Below are 13,881 nucleotides of genomic sequence, written 5' to 3'. Positions count from 1 at the left end.
TCAACCGCATTCACCACTGAAATGAACCGAACCTTTTACATCACCACACCCATTTACTACGTCAATGACGTGCCTCACATCGGCCACGCCTACACCACTATCGCCGCCGATGTCGCCGCGCGCTACCGCAGGCTGGACGGCGATGATGTGTTTTTCCTGACCGGCACAGACGAACACGGACAAAAGGTTCAGCAGGCGGCGCAACAGGCGGGGCGCAGCACGCAGGAACATGTGGATGCCCTGCACAAGCCGTTCAAGGACTTGTGGGTGCGCTTCAACATTTCCAACAGCGATTTCATCCGCACCACGGAGGAACGCCACACCCGGGTGGTTCGCCAGATTCTTCAGGCGTTGTACGACAAGGGCGAAATCTACCGCGACAGCTACGAGGGCTGGTACTGCATGCCGGACGAGCGCTTCTGGACGGAAAAGGACCTCGTCGACGGCAACTGCCCGGAATGCGGCCGCAAGGTGGAGAAGATCAAGGAGTACAATTACTTTTTCAAGATGAGCCAGTACCAGGACTGGCTGATCGACCACATCCGGAAAAACGATTCGTTTATCCTGCCCGCATCGCGGAAGAACGAAATCCTGGGCTTCCTCAAGAAGCCGCTGGAAGACCTGTGCATCTCGCGACCGAAGGAACGCCTGCCGTGGGGCATCCCGATGCCTTTCGACGAGGGCTACGTCACCTACGTCTGGTTCGACGCGCTCATCAACTACATCTCGATCCACGGCAGCCTGGAAGAGATCCTGAAAAGCAAATACTGGCCGGCAGCGCATCACCTGATCGGCAAGGACATCCTGACCACGCACGCGGTCTACTGGTCCACCATGCTGAAGGCCATCGGCATCTCCCCTCCCCTCAACATCTTCGCGCACGGCTGGTGGACGGTGGAAGGCAAGAAAATGTCGAAGTCGCTCCGCAACGTGGTGGAGCCGAACCTGTTGATCGACCAGTTCGGTGTGGACGTCATCCGCTACTTTCTCATGCGCGAGGTGCCGTTCGGTCTCGATGGCGACTTCTCCCACAAGGCGCTCATCGGCCGGGTCAACAGCGACCTCGCCAACAACCTGGGCAACCTGCTGAACCGCACGCTCAACATGATCGGCAAGTATTACGGAGGCAAGGTGCCGGAAGCGGATGTGGAAGGCGACGAGGATGCGGGCCTCAAGGGCAAGGCCAAGGAGGTGGTCGAACAGGTGCACGATCTCTACGACGAGCTCGCATACAACCGCATCCTGATTAAAATCTGGGAACTGCTCGACGCGTCCAATCAATACATCAACAACACCGCGCCGTGGAACCTGGCAAAATCCGACGAAGGCAAAAAACGTCTGGCCACCGTGCTGTACAATGCCGCCGAGGCGTGCCGCGTCATCGGCATCCTGATTTACCCGTTCATGCCGGACACGACGAAAAAGATGATGACGCAGCTGGGCATCGACAACTCCATTGAAGAACAAGGCCTTGCTTCCATCCGCACCTGGGGCTGGTTTCCTGCGACAACGGAAATCAAACAGGGAGAGCAGATCTTTCCGCGCATCGAGGACAAGGCCGCGGAGAAAATCCTGTCGTCGGTCGAAGCCAAGGCTTCGGATGAAGGCGCCTCGGCGGAAGCCGAAGGCAATGGAGACAACCTGATCCAGATTGACGAATTCATGAAACTCGACCTGCGCGTGGCGTTGGTCATCGAAGCCGAAAAAGTGAAGAAATCGAAAAAGCTCATCAAGCTGAAGGTTGACCTCGGCAGCGAACAGCGCCAGGTGGTGGCGGGCATCGCGGAAAGCTACGAGCCGGAAAAACTGGTCGGCCGCAAGGTGATCCTGGTGGCCAACCTGAAACCGGCGAAACTCATGGGCATCGAGTCGCAGGGCATGATCCTTGCCGGAAGCGACAAGGACAAAATCGTCCTCGCCGGGTTTGACGAGGAACTGGAGTTGGGAGCGCGTGTGAAATGATCATCGACACTCACGCACACATGGATATGACGGACTTCGACGCCGACCGCGACGAGATGATCCAGCGCGCGGTCGAGAGCGGTGTGAAGTACATCGTCAACATCGGGTGCGACATCCCGAGCAGCAAACGTTCGGTGGAGTTGACCGAAGAACAGGACTTCATTTACGCCGCCGTCGGCATCCATCCGCACGACGTCAAGGACATCGACGAAGACACGTACCTGGAACTGAAGGAACTGCTCCAGCATCCGCGGGTGATCGCGGTGGGCGAGACGGGTCTCGATTATTTCAAGAACTATTCGCCGCACGACCTGCAACGCGAGCATTTCCGCAAACACATCGAGCTGGCGCGCGAACACAGAAAACCGCTGGTCATCCACACCCGAGACGCGAAGGAAGACACCATCGCCATTCTGTCCGAATACTACCCGGACGATCCCAACGCGCGCTCCGGCATCTTCCATTGCTTCACCGGCGACCAGGAACTGGCCGAGGCGGCACTGGCGATGGGCTTCTACATTTCCTTCTCCGGTGTGGTGACGTTCAAGAACGCGGAAGAGTTGCGCGCCGTGGCCAGAACCATCCCCGCCGACCGCCTTTTCGTCGAGACCGACTGCCCGTACATGGCGCCCGTCCCCATGCGCGGCAAGCGCAACGAACCGGCTTTCGTCAACCACACGGCGGATTTCCTGGCGGAATTGCGCGGCACCAGCGTACAGGACCTTCACCGCACGGTGGAACTCAATTTCTTCGACCTCTACGGCATCGGAAGCAAAGCGAAGTCCGGCACCATCTCGTACCAGATAAGAAACTCGCTGTACCTCAACCTGACGCAACGATGCACCGCCAACTGCGTGTTCTGCACCCGCATCTCCAAACCCATCGTGCAGGGATACAATCTGGCCCTCGACCGCGAACCCACCGCGCAGGAGGTGTGGGAGTCGATCGACGACCCGACCAAGTACGACGAAGTCGTGTTTTGCGGGTACGGCGAACCCACTTTGCGGCTCGATGTCATAAAAGAGGTGGCGAAAAAGATCAAGGAGGCCGGAGGACGCGTGCGGCTGAACACCAACGGTCACGGCAACGTCATTAATAAACGCAATATCCTGCCGGAACTGGAAGGCCTCGTCGATTCGGTGTCCATCAGCCTGAACGCCGACAACTCCGATGCGTACGATGAAGTCAGCCAGCCCCTGCCCAATTACCGGGGAAAAATTTACGACGAGATTCTGAAGTTCATTGAAGACGCCAAACGCCACATACCCGATGTGCAGGCGACCATCGTGACGCACCAGAAGGATGTGGACGAAGACAAATGTGAAGAGATCGCCGAAAAGCAGTTCGGCGTCAAGTACCGTCCGCGGCGGTATAATATCGTAGGATGATCCCCATGCGACGCTGGATTTTACTTGGAGGCATACTGGGTGGACTGAGTGTCATGCTGGGTGCCTTCGGGGCTCACTCTTTAAAAGCGGTGCTGACTGAAAAAAGCCTCGCCACCTTTCAGACCGCGAACCAGTATCAATTCTTCCACAGCCTCGCGCTGGTTCTCGTCGGCCTGCTTTGCGGATTCCTCGGTGAAGGCAACGACTCCCGGGCAAACAAGGCGGGATGGTTTTTTCTGGCAGGCATCGTCATGTTTTCGGGTAGCCTCTACTGGCTGGCGCTGGGTGGCCCGAGGGCGCTGGGCCCCGTCACTCCATTAGGCGGATTGTCGTTCATGATCGGCTGGTTTCTGCTCGCCTTCTCATCTCCCAAAAAATAAATCCTCTTCAGCAAGACACACCGATCCCACCCCGCTTGTCTGCGGATAACCTCATTTTAATATTTTCCCGGATTCACCCGCGTCTGCTTTAAATGAGGCGAGACCTCATTCCTGATTGTCGTCTTCTGGAACCACGATGTCCTGATTGATGACTTCGATTTCCTTGAAGATGTTCTGGAAGGAGTCAAAGAATTTTTCGAAATCGACACGGTTCTGGCTGATGGTGCTTTTCAACATGTCGAGGCGGATAACGAACAGTTTGAGAAACTGGTCCTTGAACTTGCCGATGAGCAGGGGATCCATCTGGTCCATCTGATCTTTGTGGTAACGCAGGAGGGTGGAGTCGGTTTTGGCAAGGACGCTGGTCACACGTGGCACTGCTTTAACAAAAGGCACATCTCCAAACAGCGCACCGACGTGAAGCTCGGTGATCTCGTGATCGAGGTCTTCCCCGGCGGAAATCACGATCGTGCCTTCCAGAACGAAATACATCGTCGGGTCGGTGGTGCCCTTGCGGATCACACACTCGCCCCTTGCCACATTCTGCACGGTGCCGGTGATCTGCGCCAATGCCTGTTTTTCCTTCTCGGTGAAGTCGTCGAAGAAGGAAATTCGGTTGAGGTGATCTACCACGTCGGCGGTTTTCATGCTCCCCCTCGGTTTAAAGAAAGAGGTCCCGAACCAAGGGACCCTCCAAGATTATAATGCAGATTGACGGCGTGGCAAACCGTTTTGCTTCGAAAAAACGGCCACATACAAACGGGCCATTGTTTTTCACCGCCCCGGCACCGGTTTTCACCCATCCTGAACAAACCCGATTAAAATTATTTAATATTCGCTTAACGTCCTCTTAATCCGCGCTCCTTATTCTAGGTACAAAGACCTGAGGGGCTTCCCCAGGCAGAAGGTCAACCCAACACTCATCTCCGGATGGAGCCAGGACTATGATGAAACTGAATTGGAAATCAATCGCACTGGTGTCGTTCCTGTTTGTAGGCGTGCCCATGCTTTCCATCATGGGGAGCGATCACGGCCTGCAGCCGGACAACGCCTTTGCACTCAGCACTGACACAAGCCCGGTGGGCACCAACCGTATCACCGAAGTGGTGAAAAAGCAGGATAAGGCGGTGGTCGGCGTGCATTCGTCCGTCAAGATGGAACGGACGCGCGGCATGGACCCGCGGAATCCGTTCGGTCCCGGTGTCCCCTCTCCCGGCCCGGCCCCTCGGGGATCCGGCTCCGGCTTCATTATCGATAAAGAAGGTCATGTCCTCACCAACAACCACGTGGTGGATGGTGCGGATCAGGTAAAAATTCAATTGCACGACGGTAAAGAGTATGAGGCCGAGGTGATCGGCAAGGACCCAGCCACCGACATCGCCCTGCTGAAAATCGTTCGCAAGGAAGGCGACACCACACCCCTGCCGCACATGAACCTGGGTGACTCCGGAAATCTCGAGGTCGGCGAGTGGGTCATCGCCATCGGCAACCCCTTCGGCCTGAGCCACACCGTCACCACGGGCATCGTGAGCGCGAAGGGACGCAACCTCGGTTCCGGTCCCTATGACGCGTTCATCCAGACCGACGCCTCCATCAACCCCGGTAACAGCGGCGGTCCGTTGCTCAATATGAACGGCGACGTGATCGGCATCAACACCATGATCCTGTCCGGCAACGGCGGCAACGTGGGCATCGGCTTCGCCATTCCCATCAACATGGCAAAATCGATCGTGGCCGACCTGAAGAAGGACGGCAAGGTCACCCGCGGCTGGCTGGGCGTCACCATCCAGAAGATGACCGAGGAACTGGCGTCTTCTTTTGGGCTGAGCGAGCCGAAAGGCGCACTGGTCAACGGCGTCCTGCCGAAAGGTCCGGCGGAACGCGGCGGCCTGAAACGCGGTGACGTCATAGTCAAGTACGACGGGCAGGAGCTGGTGGATTTCTCCGCCCTGCCCAAGATGGTGGGAACCACCGCACCCGGCAAAACCGTAACGCTGGACATCCTGCGGGACGGCAAACCGGTGACGGTGAAAGTCACCATCGAGAAGATGCAGGAAAGCCAGGCTTGACTGATTGCGAAGGGTTCCTCCTCCCCCTTCGCTCCCTGGGCAAAAGGTTCGGACGCTCCCCCGTCCGGGCCTTTTGTTTTCTTATTTGGATTGGATACCACACAGGAAGGCTTACTGTTTTGCGTATACAGGTACCAGAAAACGGCTGTCGTAATCGACCCCGGGGGTTTTGGCCTGGATTTCGATTTCCCAGAACCGCCCGGGCCGACCGCTCAACTCTGTGATCATCTCCTTGTTGTCCGGCAAGTCCCATTCCATCAAGAACCCGCCGCCGCGCGAGGCGCCGGAGTTCATCGTCCGCTCTTCCCCATAGATCTGGTAACACACCACCTCGCGGCTCTTTCTTCGCCCGGAGTAGCGCGTCTCATACACTTCTTCAACATAACGCAGGTTCAGCGTGACCGAATCGAACGCCGCGGGCATGCCTTCCAGCGCCAGTTTCATTTTTCCGCCGAGGTGAAATGGAAATCCAAGAAAGCGCAGGCGGCTGTTGCCGTATTTGAGGTACTGCATGTACTTGCGGATGCCGTCGCCGATGATCAGCACGACGATGAAATCGAAAAAGAGCACCACGCCCTTCACCCACATGGGGACCTGTTCCTTCTCGCTGAACCAGGCGATGTAATGAAACGGAGCGAGAAAGGCGATGAAAGTGAGCGCCGCAAAGAAATGTTTGATCACTTCTTTCATTTTATTTTCGGCAATGCCGAGCGGGTCCCAGGCATAGTCCCACAGCCAGGGCTGGTGCGGGGCGCGGCGCCGGCCTTCCTCGATTTTCTTTTTGAGACCGAGTCCGAGAAAACCGTGAACGATCATGTACGCTCCGGCGAGGAAGAACAGGCCTCCCATCACCGCAAGCACCCATAACGGCGCGTGCACACTTTTCGGGTCGAGATGTATGACGCCGAGGTACATGAGGAACAACATCACCCCGATGCCGGCGAACGGAAGGCCGAAGAGGATGGACGGCCAGCCGTGGATGGTGGTGCCGCTGACCGCGCGGTTCTTGCGCAGCCGCATACGTTCCCAGTTGACGGTCGATTCCCCCTGCATCGCCCCTCCTCCAGTCAGCGATTGAAACCTTTATCCAATATAAAGGCTGGAGGCGGAGTGTCAATTGGGTTCACTTAACGGAAACTGAAGAGAAATGAAGACTATGGAAGGGTTCAAACCCGTTGCCGGCGGTGACGCCAGTGCCGGACCCCCGCAAGGGTCAGCATGAGGAACAGAAACAGGAAAACGACCATCTGGGGCCAGAAGGGTCCCTCTCCCCAGTCGGGGCCGAAATACACACTTCCCGTGATGTCGCCGGAATAATGCTTCAGCATCTCGCCGTACTCGACCAGCAAATGCACCGGGTACTCGCCGCCGGGGCGTCCGGCTACCTTTTGCACCGGCACCTCAAAATGCTTTTCCTGCCCACCGTGGATGGTGAAGCCCATCATGCCGGTGAACTGCTTGGCAGTGAGCTCCGGCGGCAGGAGCAACATCAGCCGAACGTTTTTAAAAGAAGGCGAATCGTTGCGAAGCGCGATGCGCAGGGTTGAAGAGTCCGTGTTCTCCTGATGAAGCGCCTGAATATCCCCGGTGATCAGGGCCTGGAGCGGTTCTTCGTAATGGAAGGAACTGGTGTGCAACTGCGTCCGGGTCGCATCGCTGTGCATTGCGGTCTTGTAATTGACCATGGCCACCACCGGGTAACTGCCCACCCGCACAACCGGCGGATGCTGATCGTTGATCAGCGTCACTTCCTGCCCCGGTTTCAATTCATGGATCATGGGCATGTGCGACATGGTGTGATGAAAATGAAACATGGGGTGCACATGGTGGAGCGGCCGGGACCCGGTGTTGCGCAAATGGAGTGTGATGGTCACGCGCCCGTCACCGGTGACGTTGGGATCGGTCGTGATGCTCAGGCGGTCCTCCGCAGACAATCCTGTCACCGGAGCGGCACACGCCGCCACCCAGACAACAAGCCCAAGGGCCGTATTACGGATAAAGGCATTCACAGGCAATCACCGTTCAAACTAATGATCTATTGAGTTTATCACAGCATCGGGAGAGGCCGCGAAGGCTTTTGAGCGGTCCCCGCCCCGGGCCTCCCGCGGTATCCTCATGGCTGAAAATGGTGGTATCATGAACCCACCACACGACCAACCCTAAGGGGGGAGATTCGAACCATGAATGGATTCATCGTCGGTCTAATCATCTTACTGGTCATCCTGTTCAGCGCCTTCAAGGTGCTTCGGGAATACGAACGGGGCGTCATTTTTCTGCTCGGCAAATTCTACAAGGTCAAAGGGCCGGGCCTCATCCTGGTCATTCCCATCCTGCAACAGATAGTGAAGGTGAGCCTCCGCACCGTCGTCATGGACGTGCCGCCGCAGGATATCATCACCCGCGACAACGTCACCGTGCGTGTCAACGCCGTCGTCTATTTCCGGGTGATCGATCCGCAACGGGCGATCATCGACGTCGAGGATTACCTCTACGCCACCCAGATGTTGTCGCAGACCACCCTGCGCAGCGTGCTGGGCAAAAGCCAGCTGGACGACCTGCTGGCACACCGCGAAAAGATCAACGATCACCTGCAACAGGTGATCGATCAGCAGACCGAACCCTGGGGCGTGAAGGTCGCCAACGTCGAACTCAAAAACGTGGACCTGCCCACCGAAATGCAGAGAGCGTTGGCCAAGCAGGCGGAAGCGGAGCGCGAACGGCGCGCCAAGGTGATCCACGCCGAGGGCGAATTCGAGGCCAGCAAGCGCATCAGCGACGCGGCGGACATCATCCACGCTCATCCGCCGGCCCTGCAGCTGCGCTTCCTGCAGACCATGGTGGACCTTTCCGTGGACAAAACCAGTACAGTGTTCTTCCCGTTCCCACTGGAAATGCTGCAATCTCTGGCCGGGGCTCCCAAGACTGACGACAACAATCCGGGAACAGCCTGAAATTAAAGCCTTCATGGGGGTCGGAGAAAGCCGGATTGTGACCACACCGATTTTCCGCTAGGGTCCTTTTGCGCGGGAAAATCCGCCACTGATGTAATAAAATGATGGGAGAACGTTCTTTAATGGATTCTTATCCGAATGGACCCGGCGCACCTCATTCATGATTTCCTCGACCGCGTTCGCCGCTACAGGACTCGGGTCAATCTCCTCTCGGGAACCTGCCTGATTCTGTTTCTGCTCGTCGCCGGAGGACTGGCCGCCAACCTGCTGGCCTACTTTCTGAAAGACCCCGGCCCCTGGCTGATCCCCTTCCTGGCCGTCTGGGCTCTGCCCGTGGTGTACCTGCTGGGCCGGACCTACATCGCCGAGTGGTTTCTGCGTCTTCGGCGCGACCAGGCCGCGCTTCTTGTTGAAGAAAGGGTCCGCAGTCTCAACAACAACCTCATCAACTCCGTTCAACTGGAACCGCGGCTGAAAGAGAACCAGCCGGACGGCATCTCGCGTGAAATGATCGCGGAACTGCTGGCCCGCACGCAGAAGGACATCCGCGACCTGCGACCGGAGGATATCGTCTCCACCGATCGCATGAAGCACACACAGCGCGCCCTCGTGGGATCGCTGGTGCTGCTGCTGGTGGCCACACTCACCCTGCCGGATTTCTGGACACGCGGTTATGAACACTGGGTGGCGCCGCCTCCGAAGGCCGGCCCCATAAAACAGATCAGCGGCACGCCCGACAACCCCGGATCCAACCAGCCGGAATTCGAATACGCCATCGAATCGATGTCACTCGAATTCAATTACCCCGCCTACACGCAATTGAAACGCGTGACTTTGAATAACACCGATGGAAAGATCAAGGTCCTGCCGGGGACAGAAGTGAAGGTCACGGCGCGCACCAACCATCCGGTTGCGGGCGCATCCCTGGTGCTAAACAACCGGGACAACCTGTCTATGGATGCGCTGGATGAACACCGCATCCAGGGACGCTTCATCGTCAAGGAAGGCGGCTTCTATCAGTTCCGTCTGAAATCGCCGGATGGGCACAAGGTGCTGTTGCCTGCCAGGTATCCGATCGAATTGGGGCAGGACCGCGCGCCGCGCATCATCATGTTTCTGAGCAATCCCAAACCGGTATACATGGTCACCGACAAGATCCAGTTTTACTACGAGGCGGTGGATGACTTTGGCCTGAGCCGGGTCAACCTGGTTATGGATGTGGACGGGCAGGTGACGCGCAGGACCATCAAGCGGTTCAAGAGCAATGAGAAAGACAACAAGGACGGCTACACCTGGGAGTTGGCCACCATGGCGCTGGAACCGGGCAACCGCGTTCAGTATTACCTCGAGGTCGAGGACAACGACAACGTCTACGGACCCAACACCGGGCAGTCGGAGGTGTATTCGTTCGAAATCTTCGATGAGCGGCAGAAACGCTGGGACCTGCTGGCCCTGCAGGATGAACTGGTGGACAAGATGGTCACCCTGCTGGCCAAAACGCTGGTATCGAACACCGAACCGCTGGCCGACAAGCCGGAGGACCTGACCCGTTACAAGAAAACACTGGCGTGGAGCACCGACCGCCTGATCGAGATTATTAACCTGGCGCAGACCATCCAGACGCAGGCACAGGAGGTCGAGTCGTTTCCAAAACCTTACCTGACCCTGATGAGCAACATCATCGGCGGCCTGAACGAAATCCGTGAGGACCAGATTCAGGCGATGAACCAGATCAACAACGCGCTGTTCAAAACCACCCCCATCGCTTTCAACGCGCCCCCGGGCGGGCCGGTGATGGAACGCCTCATCACGCACCTGGAACGGGACATCCTGTTCCTCGTAAAGCTGCTCAACCGCGAACGCATGAACCAGGTGATGGACCTCGATCGCGAACTGGGCAACCTCACAGAGAACCTGCGCGAGGAATTCGAAAAACTCAAAGACAAAAATTCGCCGAAGAACACCTCCGAGTTCAAGAAGGCGATGGACAAGATCCGCGAGACGCTCCACAAGATCATGGAGCAAATGTCACGGCAGATGCAGGGCCTTCCCGACGAGTTCCTCAATAAACAGGCGTTTGAAAACATGAGCCTCGAAAACATGAACGCCTCCATGGAAAAAATCAAGGACCTTGTCGAGCAGGGCAAGATCGAGGAAGCCATGCAGGAGATGGAAAAGTTCATGGACGACCTGCGGGCCTTTTCCGAAAACCTGGACAACATGAACCAGAACCAGGAAAACATGGTCGATCTGGAACTGATGAAACAGATCGACGACTCGCTCCAGAAAATCGACGAACTTGCGGAACAGCAGAAAGGCCTGCTCGACGAAACCATGGACATCAACAAAAACCTGCGCTCCCAGCAGTTGAAGATGTTCGAGCAGCAGTTGATGGATTTCTTTAAAAGCCTCAAAAAAGACGTCAATGCCATCCAGGGCATCCTGCGCGAAGACGAACGCGTCCTGGAGACAAACCCGGACATGCAGAAACTGGTCGAACTGATGGACAAGGAAGATGCGATCAGCAGCGACATCCGCGACCTCAACGAAAAAACGCTGGGTTCGCTGGGCCGCGAAGAGGAGCACCGCGAAAATTTTGCCAAACTCAAGGACAAGCGTGCGGAACTGTCGGACATCATGGACCGCATCCACTCCCTGCACATGAAGATGTTCCACGGTTTCAAGAACTACCTTCCGGAACTCAACTCCAAGTACGACAAGCTGGAGGAATTCACGGAGCTCCAGGACCTGTTCGAGTTCAACTCCATGTTCAGGCAGACGTACCCGGATGTGCTCCGCTGGCAGAACCACTTCCGAACCTCGCGCGACCTCAACCCGGAGCTGCTCGACCGCATGAACGACGACCTGTATGAAGTGGCGCAACTCAACAGCGAAATCTCCAAGAAACTCGGCACCATGATGCGGTCCCTGCAACAGAACTACCAGAGCCTGCTGAGCGACGAGGAAAAACAGCAACTGCAACAGATGGCGAAACAGCAGGAAGGCCTGTCGAAAGATACGGAAGAGTTGTCCGAGCTGTTCCAGCAGATGAACCGCAAGAACCCGATGATCAGCCCCGGTCTCTCCAACCGCATGACCGGCACCGGACGCTACATGAAGCAGTCGCAGAGCCGCCTCAAAGGCCAGCGCGTGCAGGACAGCATCGAGTCCGAGAACCGTGCCCTGCAGGGACTCAACGAGGTGCGCGACATGCTGGAAGCGTTGAAGAACTCCAGCCAGGGTCAGGGCCAGCCGAAATCGTCCCTGCAAATGGGACAGGGCCGACAGCGCGATCCAAGCCAGGGTGGTGGCGCGCGCCGCCTGCGGCAGGAGAAGATCACCCTGCCGTCGGAAGACCAGTACCGCGTGCCGGGTCAGTTCCGCGAGGACATCATCGAGGCCATGAAGAACAAGTATCCGGAAAAATACGAACGCCTCATTGGCCAGTACTACAAGGAACTGGTGAAATGACGACGTCCCTCCCACGTACCGCGCTCGCCCTCGGCTTTGCCATGGCGCTGTTGTGGTGCGGCGCGTCGGCCCCCGTCCACGCCGGCCTGCAGGAAGACATCAACCGCGGTTACTCGCTGATCGACCAGTGGCGCTTCGAGGAAGCGGAGGCGCACACGCGGTCGTTGATGGACAAGTACCCCAAGTCCGGAGACGTCACCTTCCTGCTCGCGCGGGTGGTGTTTTACCAGGGTGACTACGCGCGGTCGCTGGACCTGATGAACCAGGTCGAGGACTCCGCCTCCACGGTCAAGGAATTCAAACAACTGGTGGCGCAGACACACGAAGCGACGCGGGGCATGGTCCTGCGCGAGTCGGATCACTTCATCCTGAGTTACACCGACGGACCCGACTCCGTGCTTGTAGACTACGCCATGGACGCGCTGGAAAAATCCTACGCGGTGCTGGGCGACATCCTCGGTCACCACCCGAAAAAGAAAGTGCGGGTGGAGATTTACCCCAGCCGCGAACCGTTCTCGCGCATCTCGCCGCTCACCTTCAAGGACATCATGACCTCCGGCACGGTTGCCTTGTGCAAGTACAACCGGCTGATGCTCATCTCGCCGGGCTCGCTGGTGCGCGGTTACAACTGGCTGGATACCTTGAGCCACGAATACGTCCATTTCCTGCTCAGCAGCAAAAGCCACAACAACGTTCCGCTGTGGCTCCACGAGGGCATCGCCAAGTACCTGGAGACGCGCTGGCGCGGCGACCCGGAACACCTGACGCCGATCATGGAAACGGTGCTCGCCAACGGGCTCGACAACGATTACCTCATCGACTTCGAAGCCATGATGCCGTCGTTCGCCAAACTCAAAACCGCCGAGGACGTGCAGCTCGCCTACGCCGAGGTGGCGACGATGGTGGAGTACCTCGTCGAGTTGAAAGGGCTGGCAGGACTGGAAGGGCTGGTGGCGGGACTGAAAGACGGCTCGCCGGTGGGCGACGTGCTGGACCGGCTCCTGCAAAAGGACCTCGACCGGTTCCAGGACGACTGGAAGGCGTACATGAAAACTCAGAAGCTGAAACGCATCCCCGGCCTCACCGTGCTCAAGTTCCAGTTCAAGAACAAACGCGAAAACGGCCAGGCCGAGGATGAAGAAGGCGAACGCGCCCTCATCGAAAGCCGGCGCGCCCGCGACCTCACCCTGCTGGGCGACATTTTAAAGAGCCGCGACCACGTGCAGGCCGCGATCATCGAGTATCGCAAGGCGATTTCGGAATCGGACACGCTGTCACCGGTGCTGTACAACAAGCTCGCAGGCACTTACATGCTGACCAACGAATTCGACGAGGCGGAAATTTTACTCAAGCAGAGCCTGGAGTTTTACCCGCAGTTCCCCACCACCCTCACCAACCTGGGGGAGGTGGCGTTCAGGCGCAAGGATTACGAGGCCGCGCGCGATTATTACGTGAAGGCGGAGGGCATCAATCCCTTCAACCCGGCGGTGCACCTGCGGCTGATCCGCATCTACGGCGCGCTGGGCGAAAACAGGCTCAAGGAAGAACAGGAAACCCGGCTGGCTTTGATACAATGAACCATGCCTTTTCGCAACATTGAGGCTGGCCCGATCTCGCTTTTATAACCCATCATGCAAAAGTAATTCTTTCGCATTTGACT

Annotated in this window: 10 protein-coding genes; 7 read left to right on the top strand and 3 right to left on the bottom strand. The window is 57.5% G+C overall.

All coding sequences use genetic code 11. From position 1 onward, the window contains the following. The first annotated feature begins 21 nt into the window (after positions 1-21). The 3 genes from metG to ACTRW9_RS06875 are packed head-to-tail and all read left to right on the top strand — an operon-like array spanning position 22 to position 3,730. Positions 22-1,962: a methionine--tRNA ligase gene (gene metG, locus ACTRW9_RS06885; protein WP_442428780.1), complete on the top strand. Its 1,941-nt coding sequence runs from the start codon at positions 22-24 to the stop codon at positions 1,960-1,962. After that, on the top strand, positions 1,959-3,350 hold the full coding sequence (locus ACTRW9_RS06880) for a YchF/TatD family DNA exonuclease (RefSeq protein ID WP_442428779.1): 1,392 nt from the start codon (positions 1,959-1,961) through the stop codon (positions 3,348-3,350). The genes metG and ACTRW9_RS06880 overlap by 4 nt, the downstream gene beginning before the upstream one ends. A gap of 5 nt (positions 3,351-3,355) precedes the next feature. Then, complete coding sequence (locus ACTRW9_RS06875) at positions 3,356-3,730, top strand: DUF423 domain-containing protein (protein WP_442428778.1); 375 nt, start codon at positions 3,356-3,358, stop codon at positions 3,728-3,730. Positions 3,731-3,835: 105 nt separating this feature from the next. On the opposite strand, the gene ACTRW9_RS06870 is transcribed toward ACTRW9_RS06875, so the two are convergent. After that, entirely contained in the window at positions 3,836-4,378 is a 543-nt protein-coding gene (locus ACTRW9_RS06870; protein ID WP_442428777.1) for a Crp/Fnr family transcriptional regulator, read from the bottom strand. A gap of 296 nt (positions 4,379-4,674) precedes the next feature. Here ACTRW9_RS06870 and ACTRW9_RS06865 point away from each other — a divergent pair, with 296 nt between their 5' ends. Further along, on the top strand, positions 4,675-5,799 hold the full coding sequence (locus ACTRW9_RS06865) for a S1C family serine protease (protein WP_442428776.1): 1,125 nt from the start codon (positions 4,675-4,677) through the stop codon (positions 5,797-5,799). A gap of 111 nt (positions 5,800-5,910) precedes the next feature. On the opposite strand, the gene ACTRW9_RS06860 is transcribed toward ACTRW9_RS06865, so the two are convergent. Continuing rightward, positions 5,911-6,852, bottom strand: a complete 942-nt coding sequence (locus ACTRW9_RS06860; RefSeq protein ID WP_442428775.1) for a hypothetical protein — start codon at positions 6,850-6,852, stop codon at positions 5,911-5,913. Between the two features lie 113 nt (positions 6,853-6,965). Next, positions 6,966-7,733, bottom strand: a complete 768-nt coding sequence (locus ACTRW9_RS06855; protein WP_442428774.1) for a hypothetical protein — start codon at positions 7,731-7,733, stop codon at positions 6,966-6,968. Positions 7,734-7,979: 246 nt separating this feature from the next. Here ACTRW9_RS06855 and ACTRW9_RS06850 point away from each other — a divergent pair, with 246 nt between their 5' ends. From ACTRW9_RS06850 to ACTRW9_RS06840, 3 genes are all read left to right on the top strand, one after another. After that, positions 7,980-8,750, top strand: a complete 771-nt coding sequence (locus ACTRW9_RS06850; protein WP_442428773.1) for a slipin family protein — start codon at positions 7,980-7,982, stop codon at positions 8,748-8,750. Positions 8,751-8,888: 138 nt separating this feature from the next. Beyond that, positions 8,889-12,221, top strand: coding sequence for a DUF4175 family protein (locus tag ACTRW9_RS06845; RefSeq protein WP_442428772.1), 3,333 nt, complete (start codon positions 8,889-8,891; stop codon positions 12,219-12,221). Then, positions 12,218-13,798, top strand: a complete 1,581-nt coding sequence (locus ACTRW9_RS06840; RefSeq protein ID WP_442428771.1) for a peptidase MA family metallohydrolase — start codon at positions 12,218-12,220, stop codon at positions 13,796-13,798. Before ACTRW9_RS06845 ends, ACTRW9_RS06840 begins: the two co-directional genes overlap by 4 nt. Positions 13,799-13,881 lie beyond the last annotated feature (83 nt).

The organism is Nitrospina sp. 32_T5 (assembly GCF_052156635.1).
GTDB lineage: Bacteria > Nitrospinota > Nitrospinia > Nitrospinales > Nitrospinaceae > Nitrospina.
Note: the sequence above shows the minus strand (reverse complement) of the source record. Positions and strands in the feature narration are given on the sequence as shown.

Bases quoted from the DNA above. Each gene is read 5' to 3' on its own strand.
- metG (WP_442428780.1), top strand. From the start codon at position 22: ATGAACCGAACCTTTTACATCACCACACCCATTTACTACGTCAATGAC.
- ACTRW9_RS06880 (WP_442428779.1), top strand. From the start codon at position 1,959: ATGATCATCGACACTCACGCACACATGGATATGACGGACTTCGACGCC.
- ACTRW9_RS06875 (WP_442428778.1), top strand. From the start codon at position 3,356: ATGCGACGCTGGATTTTACTTGGAGGCATACTGGGTGGACTGAGTGTC.
- ACTRW9_RS06870 (WP_442428777.1), bottom strand. From the start codon at position 4,378: ATGAAAACCGCCGACGTGGTAGATCACCTCAACCGAATTTCCTTCTTC.
- ACTRW9_RS06865 (WP_442428776.1), top strand. From the start codon at position 4,675: ATGATGAAACTGAATTGGAAATCAATCGCACTGGTGTCGTTCCTGTTT.
- ACTRW9_RS06860 (WP_442428775.1), bottom strand. From the start codon at position 6,852: ATGCAGGGGGAATCGACCGTCAACTGGGAACGTATGCGGCTGCGCAAG.
- ACTRW9_RS06850 (WP_442428773.1), top strand. From the start codon at position 7,980: ATGAATGGATTCATCGTCGGTCTAATCATCTTACTGGTCATCCTGTTC.
- ACTRW9_RS06845 (WP_442428772.1), top strand. From the start codon at position 8,889: ATGGACCCGGCGCACCTCATTCATGATTTCCTCGACCGCGTTCGCCGC.
- ACTRW9_RS06840 (WP_442428771.1), top strand. From the start codon at position 12,218: ATGACGACGTCCCTCCCACGTACCGCGCTCGCCCTCGGCTTTGCCATG.